Below are 16,690 nucleotides of genomic sequence, written 5' to 3' on the forward strand. Positions count from 1 at the left end.
CTCGATCATCGTCCGAGTATGAGTGACGCGTTGCTGCCGCCAAACGCGAATGAGTTGCTCATCACGTATTGGCGCACCCCGTTGCGCGGCAAATGCCGCAGGTCTTGAACCAGGTCGAGCGCGGGCAGCGCCGGATCGGCTTCCCCGTCCCACAGATGGCGCGGCAGCGCGACGTCGTCGCGGGCGAGCGTGAGCCACGCGAGCCCCAGTTCGCTCGCGCCTGCCGCGCCGAGCGTATGACCCGTGAGCGGCTTCGTGCCGCTCGCGGCCACGCCGTCTGAGAACACGCGCGCCATGAGATGCGCTTCCATCTGGTCGTTCTTGATCGTGGCCGTTGCGTGCAGGTTGACGTAGCCGATCGCGGCCGCGCCGATGCCCGCATCGGCGAGCGCCGCACGCAATGCGAGTTCGCCACCCGCGCCCTGCGGGTCGGGGGCGGATATGTGGTGGGCATCGCTCGACTCGCCCGCGCCCGCGAGCATCACCGGCCCTTCCTCGCGGCTCATCAGGAACACTGCCGCGCCCTCGCCGATGTTGATGCCGCGACGCTGTGCGCTCATCGGGTTGGTCCGTACGGGGCTCGTCGATTCGAGCGAGGCGAAGCCTTGCAGCGTGAGTTCGCAAAGCGAATCGACGCCGCCCACGACGACGGCATCGCACAGGTTCGCGCGCAGCAGACGGCGCGCGGCGGCGAACGCCTTGGCGCTCGAGGTGCATGCCGTGGAGATCGTATACGCCGGGCCGCGCAGATCGAGCGCCGCGGCGGCGAACGGCGCGGCCGTGCCGATCTCCATCTGGCGGTAGTCGAACGTCGAAGCGGCGTCTTGCTGCACCGGCTGCGTGAACGTCGCTTCCACGGCGCTGATGCCCGACGTGCTCGTCCCCAGCACGACGCCGATACGGCCCGCGCCGAAGCGCTCGCGCGCGGCTTCGATGGCGGGTCGGATCTGCGCCAGCGCGGCGAGCAGAAGCCGGTTGTTGCGGCAGTCGTAGCAGGCGAGCGACGCGGGTGGCGCAAGGTCGAGCGGCGCCTTCACGCTGCCCGCGAAAGCCGTGCCGGTACGCGTCGCGATCGGCCCCATGCCGGGCGCCTCGCCGCGCGCGAGCGCTGCGACGATCGCAGGTACGTCGTCGCCGAGCGCATTGACCATGCCGAGCGCGTGCAAATAGACAGGGAGCGCCATCAGGCCTTTCTCCGTTGATTCGTGGGCATGCCGCTTGTTCCGCTTATGCCGATAGGCGCGAGCATGACGGACACCATGATGCCGAGCGACAACGTGGCGCCGAAACTCTTGAGAGCGGGCATGGAACTCATGCCGAGCATGCCGAACGAGAGCAGCGTGGTCGCGGCGGACAGCAGCACACCGGTCCATACCGCGCCGCGATCGGTGGCGGCGCGCAGCGCGCCTTCGCGCAGAAAGACGGCGTAGTTCGCGCCCACGCCGAGCACGAGCATCAGCGCCAGCATGTTGAAGAGATTGATGCGCACGTGCGCATAGCCGAAAGCGGCGAGCGTGACGCCGATGGCGAGCCACACCGGCAGCGCGACCGCGATGGCCCCGCGCCAGCCGTAGCGGAACATCAGCAGCGCGAGCACGAGCGTGAGCGCGCCCGCGAGCCAGATCGCACCATCCTGCCGGTACACGCCAAAGAGCCGCGATACGCTCGCGGCCTTGTCGACGAAGCTCACGCCGGGCAACGCGTGCGCGACGTCGAGCAGCGCGGGCGCATTCGCAGCGGACACGCCTTGCGGAATCACGATCGCCGCGAATGCGCCGGGTGTGCTCACGGATCGCCCGAGCCACAGGTGGCGGAACGGCTGCGACCAGGGTTCGGCGAGCCAGTCGTCCACGTGCAGCACGGCAGCGCCCGAGTGCGCCCAGGCATCGAGCCACGTTTGCGCCACCTCGTCACGAAAGCCCGCCGCGCCCAGCAGCGTGCGCAAGGCGGCGGGATCGGCGAACACGTGTGCGCCGAGCAACGCGCGATCGGCCCGCTGCCGTGCTTCGGACGGCACGAACGACGTGACCGATTGCCAGCCGCTCAGCGCGGACGCGCCCGTGAGCATGTCGAGCCGCGCGCACAACGCCTCGGTGCGCTCGAGCACGGCCTCGGGCGACGCGCCGCGCACGACGAAGAACTGCGCGCTGTTGTCGGCGCCCACGGCGCTCGACACCACGCGCTCCTGCGCGACGAGCGCCGGGTCCCGCTGGATCAGCAGATGAATGTCGTCGTCGCTACGCAGTTGCAGCCAGCCCGGCACGGCTACGACCAGGAGAGCGAGCGCGACGCCCCAGGCGCGACGGCCGCCGATCAGCGCCTGCCATTTCGCGAGCGAGCCCGCGGCCACGGCGAAGAGCGTTTGGGGACTGCGGCGCGCGGGCTGCGTCATGAGGCTCGGCAACAGCCAGATGACCGAAGCGAAAGCGGTGAAGATGCCGACGATGGCGAAGCACGCGATCTGCCTGAGCGCCGGAAACGGCGCGAACGTCAGGATGGCGTAGCCAAGCAGGCTCGTGCTGAGCGCCACCGTGAGCGCGGGCAGCACTTCCCGCGCGCCGCGCCGCGCATCCCAGCCGTGCCGCGTGCCCAGGTAGACGACGAAGTACTGAATGGAGTAATCGACCGCCTCGCCGATCAGGCTCGCACCGAACACGAGCGTCAGCAGATGCAGCTTGCCGAAGACGAGCATCGTGGCCGCGAGCGCGCAGACGATGCCGAGCGCCGTGGAAACGAAGCCCAGCAGGATCAGCCGCGGCGAGCGGAAGATCCACAGCATCAGCAGCGCGATGCCCACCGCCGAAACGATGCCGATCACATGGACGTCGCGCTCCGAGGCGCGCCGTGCAGACTCGGCATAGAACACGGCGCCTGTACGCGCGAGCGTGACGTCCGGCCACGACGCCTTGAGCGCAATTTCACCGTGCGCGACGGCAAGCAGCACACCTCGCTGAACATCGGACTCGTAGGCTGACCCAGGCAGCGTGCCAATCACGAGCACGCTCGTGGTGTCAGGGCGATGCGCAACGAGGAAACCGTCCTCGACGGTGAGATTCGATGCCGCGAGCGGCAGCCCCGCGAGCCAGTGCTGAAGCCAGCCGAAGGGATCGTCGGCGAGCGACGTTGCGAGAGCCGCATTCGGCAGTCCATAGAGGCGCTCGGCGAGCGCGCCGCGCAACGTTTCGGTGCTTCCGGAGGCAAGCGCACGGTCTTGCGCAGTCAGCAGGCCAAAGCGGTACGGCAGGTAGAAACGCGTGATGCGCCCGAGGTCGAACGGCGGGACTTGCGCCGTCACCGAGGCGAACGCGTGACTTGCGCTGAGCACCGCGCCCAGTTGCTGTGCCGCGGCTTTCGCGTGCGCCGCGTCGCGGCTCGACACCAGCAGCACGGCGCGGTTGCCGAGCGCGCTCGCGAGCTGGTCCACGGCCTCTTCGGCCACGGGGTCCGCTTCGGTTGCGGGCAGCAGCGCGAGCAGGTTGGTCTGCAGGGGCGTCGGTCCCGCAAAGCGCCAGGCGCAATACAGCGCCGCCGCGAGGGCCAGCAGCAGCCACGCGGCCCGCAGCGTCCACTGCCGCCGCGACTGGGTTGCGGTGCGAAGCTCGGAGGAACTCACTATGGCGTTCCGAAAAGCTTCTGGTCGGCGGGCGTCAGTTCGGACACCTGCGCGCTGCCGCTAAAGTCGTATTGCGTGACGTCGCCGTTGGCGAACGTGATGCGCAAGCTGTGAAGGAAGTCGCCGCCATCCATCTCGATGCCGCGCAGCGCCTGCGCGATCTGCGGCTGGCGCGGCACGAGGCGCATCTGCCATTGCGAAGGCGTGCCGCGCGGCGCTACGTCGAATTGCGAGTACAGCCCGCTCAGGTCGCCGCCGAGCATCGCCCGCATCATCTTCGCGATCTCTGCCGCACCGCGCGCGCCCTGCGCACCGCCGTTCCGGGTGCGCTGATCAGGTTGACCGTTGGCATCGATCACGGTGACGCCGCTGTCGCGCATGATCCACGTCTTCTTGTATGGCGTTTCGACCTGCCAGATCACGCCGCGCTCGCGAAAGAACAGCAGCGAGCCCGTGCTGACGAGCGGGGCTTTCATCGCGGCAAGCGTCTGCGTTTGCGTGAAATGCGCACGCACGCCGTTCGCGCGCGCAAGACGCGCCGCGATCTGCGAGACGAGTGCCGCGTCGCCGGCGTTCGCGCCAGTGCTCACGTTCACGGGCGCCGTCGCGGCCCGCACCGGCATCCACACCGACTGAAGCGCAAGCAGTGCGGCCACCGCCGCCGCGTATCGTTTCAACGCGCCCATGCACGCTCCAGCTTTTCGAGCACGACAGGCGGCGAGACGAACTGCAGCTCCTGCGTGGCGGCGTTCACGGCGACCTGGATCGTGTAGCCCTTCGTGAGGCGCGTGCGCGAATCGCGATCGTAGATTTCGTAGCTGATTTTCAGGCGATTTTCGTACTCGATCAGGTCCGCGCAGACCTCGAGCTGCTGCCCATAAATAGCGGGCCGCACATACTTCAAATGCGCTTCGACCACGGGCCACACGTAGCCCGACGCCTGCATCTCGCGATAGTCGTAGTCGAACTTGCGCAGCAGCGCCGCGCGGCCGAACTCGAAATACTTCAGATAGTGGCCGTGCCAGCAGACGTTCATCGCGTCCACGTCGTGGAACGGCACTTCCACGTTCGCGCTCGCGCTCAACACCGGCACCACCTTGCGCGCCTCGCTCATGGCCTGCCCTCCGCGTTCTGCCCGAGGAAGTCGCCTGTTGCGATGCGCTCCGTCATGGCGCGCAGTTCGTGTTCGAGCGCGCGGTCCTCGTCGACGAATGGCGACGTCGCGGCCACGTCTTCCATGAACGCGGCAAGCGGCTCGGGAATCACCGTCGCGGCGTTGCCGCGCAGACGCAGGCGCGCGGCCTGCACGGTGGCGAGCGCGTGAGCGGCCGCGACCTGCTCGGTCAGTTGCAGCACGCGCAAGCAGTCGCGCGCCGCGATCGTCCCCATGCTCACCTTGTCCTGGTTGTGCGCCTCCGTCGAGCGGGAGAACACGCTCGCGGGCATCGTGTGCTTGAGCGCCTCCGCCGTCCACGCCGACGACGAAATCTGCACGGCCTTGAAGCCGTGATTGATCGGCGCGCGCGCACTCGTCGCGCCCGTGAGGTTGCGCGGCAGGCCGTTGTTGAACTTGTCGTCGACGAGCAAGGCGAACTGGCGATCCATCAGATCGGCGAGATTCGCCACGGCCGTCTTGAGGCCGTCCATGGCGAACGCGATATGGCCGCCGTAGAAGTTGCCGCCGTGCAGCACGCGCTCGCCGTCGGGATCGATCAGCGGATTGTCGTTGGCGCTGTTCAGTTCGTTCTCGATGTCGCGCCGCATCCACGTAAGCGCGTCGTTCGCCACGCCGATCACGTGCGGCGCGCAGCGGATCGAATAGCGGTCCTGCAGCCGGTGACCCGGCGTGTCCGGACGGCCGGCCAGGTCGGCGCGGATCCAGGCCGCCGCCTCGCCCTGCCCCGCGTGCGGCTTGGCTTCGAAGATGAACGCGTCGAAATGCGCGGCGCGCCCGTCGAGCGCCACCGTGGCGAGCGCGGTGAGACGTGCGGCCAGGCGCGCGAGCTGCGCCGCGCGCGTGAACGCGAGACAGGCGAGGCCCGTCATGACCGCCGTGCCGTTCATCAGCGCGAGGCCTTCCTTGGGCGCGAGCGTGAGCGGTTCGCGGCCTAGCGCGAGCCACGCGTCGCGCGCCTCGCACGGCGCGCCGCGAAACTGCACGCCGCGCTCGCCGACCAGCGCCGCCGCGACATACGAAAGCGGCGTGAGGTCGCCGCTTGCGCCCACCGAGCCTTCGGCGGGAATCCGCGGCAACACGCGATGATTGATGAGATCGGCGAGGCGTTCGAGCAGCACCGGGCGCACGCCCGAAAGCCCGAACGCCAGCGAATTCAGACGCGCGGCGATCACGGCGAGCGCCGAGGCGTCGTCGAGATACTCGCCCATGCCGCAGCCGTGATAGCGCGTGAGCTGCAGCGGCAGGGCCTCGACCAGCGCCATCGGCACGTCGACGACGCAGGCGTCGCCGTAGCCCGTATTGACGCCGTACACGGTCGCACCGGCGGCGAGATGCCGGCGCAAGAACTCCGCGCCGCGCGCGATGCGTTCGCGCCAGGCCGGGTCGTCGTTGAGCCGCACGGCGGCCTCCCCGCGCGCAACCGCCACGACGTCCTCGATCGTCAAATGGCGGCCGCCGACTACCACGGCATCCGCGTTGACTCCGGCATCCTTCAGGTCAGTCTCGGCCATTCGCTCCCCCACTGGGGCGCGCCCAGAAATCGTAGAAGTTGAACCATTGGTACGGCGCCTTGCGGCAATAGTGTTCGAGGCGCGACGCAAAGCGCTGCGCCCATGCCGCTATATGCTCGGCGCGGCCACGCCGCGGCAGATCGATGCGCTCGGCAAACGGCTCGAAGTAGAGCCGGTAGCCCGCGTGCTCTTTCAGGCAGAACAACAGATAAACGGGGCACGCGAGCGCGTGCGCCAATACATAGGGGCCCTGGGCAAACGCGGCCGTCTCGCCGAGGAATTGCGCTTCGGTGGTACGGCCGGTTTCGCGCGCAGGCGTGCGGTCGCCGACGATGACGAGCAGCTCGCCGCGCTCGATGCGCTCCTGCATCATCAGCGCCGTCTGCGGGCCGAAGTCGCTCACCGGCACGAGATGCTGCGCGAAATCGTGATGCGCGGAAGCCAGCACGCTGTTGAAGCGTTTGGCGTGCTCCGTGTAGACGATGGCCGTCACCTTCGTTTGCGCGCCGCGCACGGCCAGCGCCCGCGCCATTTCGAGGTTGCCGTGGTGCGAGCCGATCACGAGCGCGCCGCGGCCGCTCGCGATCAACGCGTCGAACGCGCGTGGGTCGTCGATCTCCACGTCGGCCTCACCGACGCGGCCTGTCCAGGCGGCCAGCTTGTCGAAGCCAGATTGCGCGAACGAGAGCATATGGCGATAGGCCGTGAACCAGCCGGGGCGCGGCGTCTCGCTTTCCGGCGAGCACTGGCGCAGCCGGTCGAAATAGCGCCGCGAAGCGTCGCGTGCGGGGCGGCCCGTGACCAGGAAGTAAGCGACGATGGGGTGCAGCCAAAGCGCGGTGAAGCGCCGCCCGAACAGGCCGCAACTCCAGGCAAGCAGCGCCATGCCGAGCCGGCTGCCGCGTTCGGCAGTGCGCCACCACGGGTCGTTGCCGTCGCCCGCCTCCGTGCGCCGCGGCAGGGCCTTGTGCGCGAGCAGCAGCGGCAGACGCGCGAGCATGCCCGCGACGAGCCGCGTATGGCTGCGGCTGATACGCACGTTGTCCCACAGCACGTCGAAATGCGAGACGCCGTCGGCCGCGTAGGTGACGGCGGTCGGAATCGAGACGAACGCCACGCGCCGCCAGTGCAGGCGCACGAGAATCTCGATGTCGAAGTCCATGCGCTCGGGCAGCTTCACGCTGTCGATCAGCGCACACGCGAGGTCGAGCGGATAGAGGCGAAAGCCGCACATCGAATCGCGGATCGTGAACGAGAGCGTCTCGATCCAGACCCATACGTGGGTCAGATAGCGCCCGTAGAGACGCGCTTTCGGCACGCTCTCGTCGTAGACGGGCTGGCCGATCACGACCGCGCGCGGATTCGCCTGCGCAGCGGCGAGAAAGCGCGGGACGTCCGAAGCGTCGTGCTGGCCGTCGGCGTCGATCTGCAGCGCATGCGTATAGCCGGCGTCGCGCGCGGCGCGCAGCCCCGCCATCACCGCGGCGCCCTTGCCGCCGTTCACGGGCAGGCGCCGCAGCGTGAGCTTGCCGGCGTAGCGGCGCGCGAGGTCCGCCAGCACCTGCTGGGTGGCTTCGTCGCTGCCGTCGTCCACGACGATGAGCGGCAGGCCGTGGACGATCAGGTTCGCCACGGTGCCGCCGATCGCGTCCTTGTGGTTGTAGATCGGAATGACGATACAGGCCGCGAGGCTCATGCGGGCTCCCTGTATACGAAAACGCCGGACGCGCAGTCACGCTCGCCGACGCGCCACGCGAACGCTACGCGGCGGCGCACGGCGTCGTGCTTGAGCACGAGCTTGAGCAGCACGCCCGGCGGCACTGGCATGGTGAATTTCAGTTGATCGATCGAGGCGAGCGCGCGCACGCCGGGCACCCAGTCGCGCGCGAACCGCATCGCCCAGTCCACCTGCACGACGCCCGGCAAAATCGGCAGCCCCGGAAAGTGGCCCGCGAAATGAACGAGCGTGTGCGGCACGCGCAGTTCGAACGCCCGCCCTTCTGCGTCGTCCCATTGCGCAAGCAACTCGAACCCTTCTTCGCTGGCCGCGAACGCACGGGCGACCGCTTGCGCCTGAATCTTGCCGCGCGAGTCGACTGGCAGCGCGCTATGAATGCGCCAGTGGCGCGGCAGAACGACAGTGTCGAACCAGGCGGCGAGATGGCGGCGAAATGCTTTCAGGAGCAGAACGCGGCCGTCGCGGCGCAGCGTTTCGCGGCCCTCCGCGGTGAGCACCACGAGCGCGCCAATGCGCTCGCGTGAGCCGCCTTCGAGCAGCACCGTTCTGACTTCGGCAACGCCGGGATGCAGCAGCAGTTTGCTCTCCATCTCGCTGAGCGACACACGCTTGCCGTCGAGCTTGACCACGCGGTCGAGACGCCCTTGCAGCACGAAGCGGCCGTGCTCGTCGAACGCGGCCTTGTCGTCGGTGCGATGCCAGCCGTCGTGGCCGAGATGCTGCGAGCGCACTTCGAGCGCGCCGCCCTCGTCCGCTGCGCCCGCGCGCACGGCGATGCCCGGCATGGGCGTCCATGCTTGCGCTTCGGTTTGTCTGCGCCAGGCGATGCCGCCCGTCTCCGTGCTGCCGTAGATCTCCAGCGGCGCGGCACCGAACGTGGCGGCGTATTGCTTCGCCGTGTCGAGCGGCAGCGGGCCGCCCGACGAGAAGAACGCGCGCGGCTGCGGGGCGAGTGTCGCGAACCCCGGCAGATCGGGCCAGCGCGAGAGCTGCGCAGGCGTCGAGACGACGACGGTCGCGTCGCACTGCGCCGAACATTCGGCAATCCGCGCCTGCAATTGCGCCGGGTCGGCACAGGTCGCGCGGGCGAACGGCCTGCCCGCGGCCAGCGGCCAGAAGACGCGGAACAGCAGCCCGTAAATGTGGTGATGCGGCACGCTCGCGAGCACGGCCGCGTCGCCCAGCAGCGCGCCCCATGCGGCTTCCAGCGTATGCACTTCGGCGTCGAACTGCGCGAGCGTCTTGTGGACCGCCTTCGGCGTGCCGCTGCTGCCCGACGTGAAGAGCGTGAGCATCGCATTCGCGTCGATCGCCATGGCGGGTTCGACGGGTTGAACCGCGGCCGTATCGGCACACCACGCGGCAAGCTCGTTTTCGTCGAGCACCGCATCGTACGCGTCGCTCAGTTCGGCGAGATAGCCCGGCGTCGCGTTCGCCGGAATCACGGGCACCTTGCCTGCAACAAGCAGTCCGAACAAAGCGCAGGCGAATAGATACGGGTCGTCGCTCCATAGCGCGAAGCGCAGGCCCGGCCGCGTGCGCAGGCGCGCCGCGATGCCAAGCGCATGCGTACGGAACATAGCGAAATCCGTCACGTTGGCGCCATCGACGCAAACGACGCTGCGCGGCTCGCGGCAACGCGCCACGAGAAGCTCGTGCAGTGCGATCACACCGCCTCCCGTCGCGCAGCACGCGGCAGCATGATCCATTTGCGCCAGACGAACTCGCCGGCGAGCAGCGCACCGATGATCACATACGCGAGCATGCCGTTGTAGAGCGACCAGGCGCGAGCAGGCCAGGCGAGTGCCGTCCAGGCGGAAAACACACTGTTCAAAGCGAAGAAAACACACCAGAGTTGCGTGACGCGGCGCGTATAGCACACGATGTGCGCGGGCGGATCGGCATAGGTCAGACGTGCGAATTTTTCGATCATCGACGGCCCCTTCACGAGGGTCGCGCCGAAGGCGACGAGCAGCCCGAGATTCACGAGCGAAGGATACAGGCGCATGAGCCGTTCGCTATTGGTGATGACGATGGCCACCGAGGCAATATTGAGCATGACGGCCACGGCCCAGTCCACCGGCGTGAGCTTGCGCAGGGTGGCGGCGAGCGCGCCCGTGCCGGCCACGCGCTGCATCCAGAGCAGCACGAGCAGCAACAAGCCCACGAAGCGCGGCGAATCCCAGCGCCACGCGCAGAGAATCACGACCGGGTAGGCGAGACCGGCTAGCAGCTTCCATTTGCTGCGCGCCCGGCCGCCTGCCACGTTGCTTTCACCTGCCGCGGCAGGCTCAGCCGGGCCGGGCCCGCGAAGAGCCGTCACGAATGGCCTCAAGCCTGGGTCACGAGCAGCGACTCGACCGCGGCGATCACGTCGCCCACCGTGCGCACCTGCTTGAACTCTTCCGGCTTGATGCGGCGGCCCGTCATTTCCTGGAGCTTGATGGCCAGATCGACCGCGTCGATGCTGTCCAGATCCAGTTCCTCGAACAGGTGCGCCTCCGGCGTGACGCGCGCCGGATCGATATCGAAGTTCTCGTGAAAGATCTCGCGGATACGGTCGAGAATTTCAGCTTCGTTCATGATTCAATCCCCTTTCCCTGCAGTGGCTTCCAGCGCCTCGTTTTCGTTTGCGTGGCCCGCGACGAGCGCCGCGAGCGTATTGATCGACCGGAAGTAGCCGCGCACGTTTTCGTCGTCGGCGTTGATGGTCAGTTGATAGCGCTGGCGCAGCACGATGCCGATCTCCAGCGCGTCGATCGAGTCGAGCCCCACGCCGTCGGTGTCGAACAGCGGCGCGTCGTCGTCGATATCGGCGGGCGTGAGATGCTCGAGATCGAGCGCCTCGATCAGGAGCCGCTTAATTTCCAGTTTTAAAGTATCCATAGTCAAACAGGTGCTGTGTGATTTGCGCCTCGATGGTGCGCGTGACGTTGCGCGCGGCGAGTGCGGAAGGCATGTCGCGCGGCGCGAGCGGCTGGACGCCGATGGGTGCCAGCACGTTCACGGTCATGCGAAAGGGTCGCTGCGGAACGTGATACCAGCGCATCTGCTTGGTGAAGGCGGGCGGATCGCAGTGCATGAGCACGGGCAGAACCGGCGCGCCGGCCTCGAGCGCCGTATGCGCGAAGCCGCGCGAGAACGCGTGCAGGCGATTCGGCGCCGGGCTGCGCGAGCCTTCGGGAAAAATGATCATGCTGTAGCCGTTCACCAGTTGGCGCGCGCAGTCCTGCACGAAGCCTGCGGGATCGGCGTTGCTCACGTACTCGGCCGCCCGCACGATGCCCCAGAAGCACGGGTTGCGCCAGTGCGCGTTCTTCACGACGCAACAGGCGGAAGGCGTGAGCGCGAGCAGCACGACCACGTCGAGGTAGGTGGGATGGTTCGCGACGACGATGGCGGGTGCGCCCGAGCGCAGCGCGTTCGCGCCGGCCACGTCGAGCGTCATGACGCCCGCGCGCTGCAAGGCGGCCACGAGCGAGCGGAAAAACCAGTGGATGACGGTAGTGACCGCGCGTTGCCGCGAAGCGCGATGCGGCCAGACCGCCGCGAGCGGAAATACGATGACCGAGAACAGCAGCCCGCACGCGCCGAACATCGCGAAGCTGAAGCCGGTGGCGAAGAGCCGCCAGCCGTAGTCAAGCCGAGCCAACATGCCAGCTCCATTGCCATGTGCCGCCGCCGCCCTGCCACGCGGCGCTTGCGCCGCCGCTCAGGCAGTGATGCAGCGCTTCGCTTTGCGTAGCGAATGCGCGTGCCGCCGCGGCCGGGCCCGGCTTGTCTTCCGTGATGGAGCACGCGAGCCGGCCTTGCGCAGCCGCGCTCGCATCGAGCAGCAGCGCGAACGCGCCGCGCTGCACTTCCTGCTCGACCGCGCCGTAGCGCGCGTCGGCGGGTTCGTCGGCGTAGACGATCAATACGGGGCTTGCGGGGTCTTCCGTATGCAGCGCGTGGCCTTCGAGCAGCGCGTAGCCCAGCGTCTGCGCGCCTGCCGAGAGGGCCGTCGCCGGCGAACGGTCGCCCCGCACGATGCCGAACAGCCCCGTCATCGCGTTGAGCACGGAAAGGCTGAACGCGTTCGGCGAAACCGGTTTGCTTGTCTCGATGTCGCGCAGAATGTCCGTCGTGCGGCGCAACTCGCCGTGCCGCGATGCGAAAACCACGCGTGTCCTGGCTTGCGCATCGACGCAGTCGCCGGCCACCTTCAGCGCCATCCGCGAAAGCGCGCTCAGCCGGCGGCGCATCATCGGATCGACGAACGCAACCTCAGGCAGACTTTCCGATGCGGAAGACCAGAAGGACCAACGCGCCACGGGCATGGTCCACGACAAATCGGGCATAGGGGTTGACGATAACGGCGGCCGCAGCGTGCGGGCTCTCGGCCCCGAACGGCGTATGTTTATTCTTCCTCGGCCCGCAAATATTCTGGACAGAGTTCTCGTGCGTACTTTAACGGCGTGATTCGCGGATTATTTAGGGCGAACCATGAAATATTTCGAAATGATTTGTTACGCATCAATAGATGCATTGAAATCAATAATTTAGGCGCGCGGCGTAAGCGCGCATCTGCCAAAGCGTATGCCGCTCTCAGCATGTCGAATATCGGCCAATGGTTTAGCGCCCCGGACCCGGCTGAAATAGGCAGTTACCGGGGTAAGCCGTAGAATGCGGGCGCCGCGCGGCAGTTTTAGTCACTGGCTGCCATGACACCCTACAGTCAGCTTCCAATAATCCGAACCCTCTATCCCCCAGTCGCCCTCATGCTTTCCCTCTCCACCGTCGGGCTGATGGTCTCGGGCTGCGCGATCGTGCTGCTCATGCCGGGGCCGACCAACACCCTGCTCGCCGCCGCCGGTTTGCGGCAGGGTTTGCGGCACTCCGCTCATCTGACCGCAGCCGAACTGGCCGGCTACCTGGTGTCGATTACCGTCTGGGGGTTGTGCTTCACCCATGCGTCGCATTCGCTGGGCTGGCTGCCGAAGGTGCTGCGTGTGGCCAGCAGCCTCTATCTGGCGTGGCTCGCCTTGCGCCTCTGGTTCACGGCCAACGCGATCGAGACCTCGGCCAGGGGTGTGGTCGGCACGCGCACGCTGTTCAGCGCCACGGTGCTCAACCCCAAGGCCATTTTGTTCGCCGGCTCGATTTTTCCGCCCGCGGCGTTCGCGAGCGTGGTCACGTGGCTCCAGGCCATGGCGATCTTCGCGGTCCTGCTGATTCCCATCGGCCTGACGTGGATCGCCATTGGCGCCGCGCCGCGCAACGGCCGTGCGCCGTTCATTCGCCCCGCGTTCTTCCAGCGTTGCGCATCCGTCGTGGTGGGCGCGTTCTCCGTGTCGCTCATATGGGCGCTCGCGCACTGACGCTATCACGTCATTCCCGGGCTCGCGCGACTTGCGGCGAAACGAGTTCGGCAACGCTGCACCAGCGGCTGCCAGCCGTTCCAGCCAGGCGCTGCAGCGCCTCGGCGTCGTTCACGGCGCATTCCACCGGAAACGACCTGGCCGCGTAGGCGGCTAGCCAGAGGGTCCGCATCACGCCGTCCGTGAACGCAACGTACGGTACGGCTGCGCTCGCCGGGCAACTGACTTCTGCAAGCGGCACCGGGTCTTCCTCGCCGAAGCTGAAACCCTCGGCCGCCAGTTCGAAGCGCGGGTCGGCACGCCATGTCTGCGGATTGCCGTTGGCGAGCCTGGCGTACTCGCCGCACGGTTCGTCCCGCCAGAGCCTCAAGAAGCGCGCGCAGTCCACTTCGACCACGGCCCGTTCCTCGTTGCCATAGTTCGAGCGGCTCACCGACATATACACGTCGGCGACCGAGGTGCGCACGCGAAAAAGCGCGGCACGCTGGCCGTTCAACGCCCTCGCCTGCAGACCCAGATAACTCTCCATCTCCGCTCCCGTTTCGTCGCAGCCCCATGCTTGCCGGAGAAAAAAGCGCGGGATAGCAGGAATGCGACAGCGCGAGGGGCAAAAGTGACCCTCTTCATTTTGGCGCCGGGTTGGCGTATTCATTCTCGCGATACAGCGCGTGGGTTCTATGTGCCGCACGCCGATTGGTGGCTTACTTGCGCCATCAAGCCAGCGCCCCGGCACGACGCGCAAGATGCAGCGGGCGCACCACGACACGAGGAGAACGCGCATGCCCACCGAAGACCCGCAACACCGCTACGTGCTCACGCTGTCCTGCCCCGCCGCGGCCGGGCAGGTCGCCGCGGTCGCCGGCTTTCTCGACGCGCACCGCGGCTATATCGACGAACTCACGGTATTCGACGACGACATCAGCACGCGCTTCTTCCTGCGCTGCGTCTTCCACGAGGTCGTGCAGCCCGGCGCGGGCGAGCGCTTCGATCTCGCGGGCCTGCGGGACGAGTTCGCCAGTGTCGCGCGCAAGCACGACATGACCTGGGCCATTCACGACCTGCGGGTACGTCCCAAAGTGCTCATCATGGTGTCGAAGCTCGAGCACTGCCTCGCCGACCTGCTGTTTCGCTGGCGCATGGGCGAGTTGCAGATGGACATTGCGGGCATTGCCTCGAATCACCGCGATTTCGAACCGCTCGCCAGGCAGCACGACCTGCCGTTTCACTATCTGCCCGTCACGCCGGAAACGCGGCGTGAACAGGAAGCCGCCATCCTCGACCTGTTCGATTCGACCGGTTCGGAGCTGCTGATTCTCGCGCGCTACATGCAGATTCTTTCCGACGAAACGAGCCAGAAACTCGCGGGCCGCGCCATCAACATCCACCATTCCTTCCTGCCCGGCTTCAAGGGCGCGCGCCCCTATCACCAGGCGCATGTGCGCGGGGTCAAGCTGATCGGCGCGACGGCGCACTTCGTCACCGACGATCTCGACGAAGGCCCGATCATCGAGCAGGAGGTGCAACGGGTCGACCACTCGCTGAACCCCGAGCGTCTGCTGGCCGTCGGGCGCGATGTCGAGTGCGTGACGCTTGCGCGCGCCGTGCGGGTGTTTCTCGAGCGGCGGGTCTTCATCAACGACGGCCGCACCGTCGTGCTGTGAGCAAGCGCCCGGGCCTTCACGCCGCCATGCTGTGGCGGCGCTGCGCCTGCGCCACCAGCGCCGCGAACGCACCCTCGCTCATCCGGCTCGCCACACGCTCTGCATAGTCGTGATGCCGCCGCGCGAGCGGCGCGCCCACGCAACGCGCCTGCAGATAACGCAGCAGCCCGATACGACCGTGCCCGCGCGCCATGCTCTGCTCCAGCAGGGCGAGCGCGGCTTCGGCATCGCCGTGACAGGCGCGTTTGTTGAGTTCGACGGTTACGGTGCGCGGCATGACAGCGGGCCTCGTGGATGGGTGCGGCGTGGGGCGTGTGCCCGCTCACGAGTTGACCAAAGCGGCGGCGGCGGCGCTAGAACGAACGCGCCAGGGCGGCGGAACCGCGCCGCCATGCGGCGTGTATTCCTTCAAGATTTCGCTTTTGCGAAGATCGATGGCGGAAATCGACAAGCGCCTCGGGGCCATATCGGGGAAGCTTGGCTGAAACCGCATCGCCGCTTATCTGTGCCTCCATGTCCGACACTCTCGCCACCGCCGTTTCCATCGACGCCGCTCCCAAGGAGCGCATCCGTTTCGGCATCGTGCTGCTGCCGAACTTCACGCTGACCGCGTTCTCCGGTTTCGTCGACATGCTGCGTCTGTCCGCCGACGAAGGCGACTACAGCAAGCCCGTGCGCTGCTCGTGGCGCGTGATCGGCGAAACGCTTGCGCCGGTGCGTGCGAGCTGCGGCATCCAGATCGCGCCTTGGGAAACCTTTGCCGACGCCGAACCGGTCGACTATCTCGTGGTCGTGGGCGGACTGCTGCACTCCGGCCCGCACGCGAGCGAAGCGACGCTGCAGTACATCCGCCGCGCGGCTGGCGGCGAGACGACGGTCGTCGGCATCTGCACGGGCGTTTTCGCGCTGATGCGCGCCGGCGTGCTCGACGGTCATCGGATATGCGTGAGCTGGTTCCACTATTGGGACTTCATCGAGCGCTTCCCCAACGTCAATGCCGACGCCATCGTCGCCGACCGGCTGTTCGCGATCGACCGTCGCCGCATTACCTGCTCGGGCGGCCGCGCGTCGATCGACGTCGCCGCCGCCATCTTGCTGCGCCACTTCGATCACGCGACTGTGCAGAAGGCGCTGCGCATCTTGCTGGTCGGCGAAATGCAAAAGGGCAATGCGCCCCAGCCTCACCCGCCCGGCCTCGAGCCCGCCACGCACCCAAAGGTCAAGCGCGCCGTCCTGTTGATGGAGCAGCAGGTTGGCCGCAACGTGCCGCTGGAGGAACTGGCCTGCAAGCTGAACCTTTCGGCGCGGCAGCTCGAACGCCTCTTCAAGGCGGAAACGGGGAAGAGTCCGCGCGCGTTTGCCAATGCGTTGCGTCTGCGGACCGCAGCGTGGCTACTTACGAGTTCGGATCGAACCGTTGCCGATATTGCTTCGAGTTGCGGGTTTTCGGATGCTTCGCATCTTGGGCGCGAGTTTCGTAAGCAGTTCGGCGTGCCGCCGGTGATGTTTCGTGCGCAGCGTAGTGGGCAGGATTCGGTGCAGTTGGCGGAGCTTGATGCGCTTTTGCGGGGGGGTGCTGCGCTTGCTGAGGGGGAGGTTGCTGTTAGTGGTTCGTTGCATTGAGGCCGAA

17 protein-coding genes are annotated in these 16,690 nt (G+C 67.3%); 3 read left to right on the plus strand and 14 right to left on the minus strand.

The genetic code is table 11. The features are described 5' to 3' along the window. Positions 1–5: 5 nt before the first annotated feature. The 12 genes from AB4Y35_RS06100 to AB4Y35_RS06155 all read right to left on the minus strand — a co-directional run bounded on the left by AB4Y35_RS06100 (position 6) and on the right by AB4Y35_RS06155 (position 12,379). A complete protein-coding gene (locus AB4Y35_RS06100; RefSeq protein WP_368703867.1) occupies positions 6–1,187 on the minus strand; it encodes a beta-ketoacyl-[acyl-carrier-protein] synthase family protein in 1,182 nt (393 codons plus the stop codon). Further along, a complete protein-coding gene (locus tag AB4Y35_RS06105; protein WP_368703728.1) occupies positions 1,184–3,613 on the minus strand; it encodes an MMPL family transporter in 2,430 nt (809 codons plus the stop codon). Before AB4Y35_RS06105 ends, AB4Y35_RS06100 begins: the two co-directional genes overlap by 4 nt. Then, the gene (locus AB4Y35_RS06110) at positions 3,613–4,299 is read right to left on the minus strand and encodes an outer membrane lipoprotein carrier protein LolA (protein WP_368703729.1); all 687 of its coding nucleotides are present in this window, start codon (positions 4,297–4,299) and stop codon (positions 3,613–3,615) included. Before AB4Y35_RS06110 ends, AB4Y35_RS06105 begins: the two co-directional genes overlap by 1 nt. Further along, positions 4,287–4,727, minus strand: coding sequence for an acyl-CoA thioesterase (locus AB4Y35_RS06115; protein WP_368696396.1), 441 nt, complete (start codon positions 4,725–4,727; stop codon positions 4,287–4,289). Before AB4Y35_RS06115 ends, AB4Y35_RS06110 begins: the two co-directional genes overlap by 13 nt. Continuing rightward, on the minus strand, positions 4,724–6,301 hold the full coding sequence (gene hutH, locus AB4Y35_RS06120) for a histidine ammonia-lyase (protein WP_368703730.1): 1,578 nt from the start codon (positions 6,299–6,301) through the stop codon (positions 4,724–4,726). The genes AB4Y35_RS06115 and hutH overlap by 4 nt, the downstream gene beginning before the upstream one ends. Continuing rightward, positions 6,288–7,997 (minus strand): glycosyltransferase, encoded by a 1,710-nt coding sequence (locus AB4Y35_RS06125; protein ID WP_368703731.1) that lies wholly within the window; start codon positions 7,995–7,997, stop codon positions 6,288–6,290. The genes hutH and AB4Y35_RS06125 overlap by 14 nt, the downstream gene beginning before the upstream one ends. After that, complete coding sequence (locus AB4Y35_RS06130) at positions 7,994–9,709, minus strand: AMP-binding protein (protein ID WP_368703732.1); 1,716 nt, start codon at positions 9,707–9,709, stop codon at positions 7,994–7,996. The genes AB4Y35_RS06125 and AB4Y35_RS06130 overlap by 4 nt, the downstream gene beginning before the upstream one ends. Beyond that, positions 9,706–10,305 (minus strand): hypothetical protein, encoded by a 600-nt coding sequence (locus tag AB4Y35_RS06135; RefSeq protein ID WP_368703868.1) that lies wholly within the window; start codon positions 10,303–10,305, stop codon positions 9,706–9,708. Before AB4Y35_RS06135 ends, AB4Y35_RS06130 begins: the two co-directional genes overlap by 4 nt. A 65-nt stretch (positions 10,306–10,370) precedes the next feature. After that, positions 10,371–10,622, minus strand: a complete 252-nt coding sequence (locus tag AB4Y35_RS06140; RefSeq protein WP_028208535.1) for an acyl carrier protein — start codon at positions 10,620–10,622, stop codon at positions 10,371–10,373. A gap of 3 nt (positions 10,623–10,625) precedes the next feature. Continuing rightward, a complete protein-coding gene (locus AB4Y35_RS06145) occupies positions 10,626–10,925 on the minus strand; it encodes a phosphopantetheine-binding protein (RefSeq protein ID WP_028212563.1) in 300 nt (99 codons plus the stop codon). Then, positions 10,900–11,694 (minus strand): lysophospholipid acyltransferase family protein, encoded by a 795-nt coding sequence (locus tag AB4Y35_RS06150; protein ID WP_368703733.1) that lies wholly within the window; start codon positions 11,692–11,694, stop codon positions 10,900–10,902. The genes AB4Y35_RS06145 and AB4Y35_RS06150 overlap by 26 nt, the downstream gene beginning before the upstream one ends. Next, the gene (locus AB4Y35_RS06155) at positions 11,678–12,379 is read right to left on the minus strand and encodes a beta-ketoacyl synthase chain length factor (RefSeq protein ID WP_368703734.1); all 702 of its coding nucleotides are present in this window, start codon (positions 12,377–12,379) and stop codon (positions 11,678–11,680) included. Before AB4Y35_RS06155 ends, AB4Y35_RS06150 begins: the two co-directional genes overlap by 17 nt. A gap of 420 nt (positions 12,380–12,799) precedes the next feature. Between AB4Y35_RS06155 and AB4Y35_RS06160 the strand changes: the two genes are divergently transcribed. Next, positions 12,800–13,399 carry a LysE family translocator gene (locus tag AB4Y35_RS06160; RefSeq protein ID WP_368703735.1) on the plus strand — a complete coding sequence of 200 codons (600 nt, stop codon included), beginning with the start codon at positions 12,800–12,802 and terminating at the stop codon, positions 13,397–13,399. Positions 13,400–13,409: 10 nt separating this feature from the next. On the opposite strand, the gene AB4Y35_RS06165 is transcribed toward AB4Y35_RS06160, so the two are convergent. After that, on the minus strand, positions 13,410–13,928 hold the full coding sequence (locus AB4Y35_RS06165; protein WP_368703736.1) for a hypothetical protein: 519 nt from the start codon (positions 13,926–13,928) through the stop codon (positions 13,410–13,412). A gap of 250 nt (positions 13,929–14,178) precedes the next feature. On the opposite strand from AB4Y35_RS06165, the gene purU reads away from it, so the two are divergent. Continuing rightward, positions 14,179–15,060 (plus strand): formyltetrahydrofolate deformylase, encoded by an 882-nt coding sequence (gene purU, locus AB4Y35_RS06170; protein ID WP_368703737.1) that lies wholly within the window; start codon positions 14,179–14,181, stop codon positions 15,058–15,060. A 16-nt stretch (positions 15,061–15,076) separates the two neighbouring features. Here purU and AB4Y35_RS06175 read toward each other — a convergent pair whose 3' ends face one another. Further along, on the minus strand, positions 15,077–15,337 hold the full coding sequence (locus AB4Y35_RS06175) for a hypothetical protein (RefSeq protein WP_342925117.1): 261 nt from the start codon (positions 15,335–15,337) through the stop codon (positions 15,077–15,079). Between the two features lie 236 nt (positions 15,338–15,573). Between AB4Y35_RS06175 and AB4Y35_RS06180 the strand changes: the two genes are divergently transcribed. Then, positions 15,574–16,683 carry a GlxA family transcriptional regulator gene (locus tag AB4Y35_RS06180; RefSeq protein ID WP_368703738.1) on the plus strand — a complete coding sequence of 370 codons (1,110 nt, stop codon included), beginning with the start codon at positions 15,574–15,576 and terminating at the stop codon, positions 16,681–16,683. Positions 16,684–16,690: the final 7 nt, after the last annotated feature.

Source organism: Paraburkholderia sp. EG286A (assembly GCF_040965375.1).
Lineage (GTDB): Bacteria > Pseudomonadota > Gammaproteobacteria > Burkholderiales > Burkholderiaceae > Paraburkholderia.

What these genes read in the sequence shown, in the direction of transcription:
- AB4Y35_RS06110 (WP_368703729.1), bottom strand. Translation starts at nt 4,299, where the DNA reads ATGGGCGCGTTGAAACGATACGCGGCGGCGGTGGCCGCACTGCTTGCG.
- AB4Y35_RS06115 (WP_368696396.1), bottom strand. Translation starts at nt 4,727, where the DNA reads ATGAGCGAGGCGCGCAAGGTGGTGCCGGTGTTGAGCGCGAGCGCGAAC.
- hutH (WP_368703730.1), bottom strand. Translation starts at nt 6,301, where the DNA reads ATGGCCGAGACTGACCTGAAGGATGCCGGAGTCAACGCGGATGCCGTG.
- AB4Y35_RS06125 (WP_368703731.1), bottom strand. Translation starts at nt 7,997, where the DNA reads ATGAGCCTCGCGGCCTGTATCGTCATTCCGATCTACAACCACAAGGAC.
- AB4Y35_RS06140 (WP_028208535.1), bottom strand. Translation starts at nt 10,622, where the DNA reads ATGAACGAAGCTGAAATTCTCGACCGTATCCGCGAGATCTTTCACGAG.
- AB4Y35_RS06145 (WP_028212563.1), bottom strand. Translation starts at nt 10,925, where the DNA reads ATGGATACTTTAAAACTGGAAATTAAGCGGCTCCTGATCGAGGCGCTC.
- AB4Y35_RS06150 (WP_368703733.1), bottom strand. Translation starts at nt 11,694, where the DNA reads ATGTTGGCTCGGCTTGACTACGGCTGGCGGCTCTTCGCCACCGGCTTC.
- AB4Y35_RS06155 (WP_368703734.1), bottom strand. Translation starts at nt 12,379, where the DNA reads ATGCCCGATTTGTCGTGGACCATGCCCGTGGCGCGTTGGTCCTTCTGG.
- AB4Y35_RS06160 (WP_368703735.1), top strand. Translation starts at nt 12,800, where the DNA reads ATGCTTTCCCTCTCCACCGTCGGGCTGATGGTCTCGGGCTGCGCGATC.
- AB4Y35_RS06165 (WP_368703736.1), bottom strand. Translation starts at nt 13,928, where the DNA reads ATGGAGAGTTATCTGGGTCTGCAGGCGAGGGCGTTGAACGGCCAGCGT.
- purU (WP_368703737.1), top strand. Translation starts at nt 14,179, where the DNA reads ATGCCCACCGAAGACCCGCAACACCGCTACGTGCTCACGCTGTCCTGC.
- AB4Y35_RS06175 (WP_342925117.1), bottom strand. Translation starts at nt 15,337, where the DNA reads ATGCCGCGCACCGTAACCGTCGAACTCAACAAACGCGCCTGTCACGGC.
- AB4Y35_RS06180 (WP_368703738.1), top strand. Translation starts at nt 15,574, where the DNA reads ATGTCCGACACTCTCGCCACCGCCGTTTCCATCGACGCCGCTCCCAAG.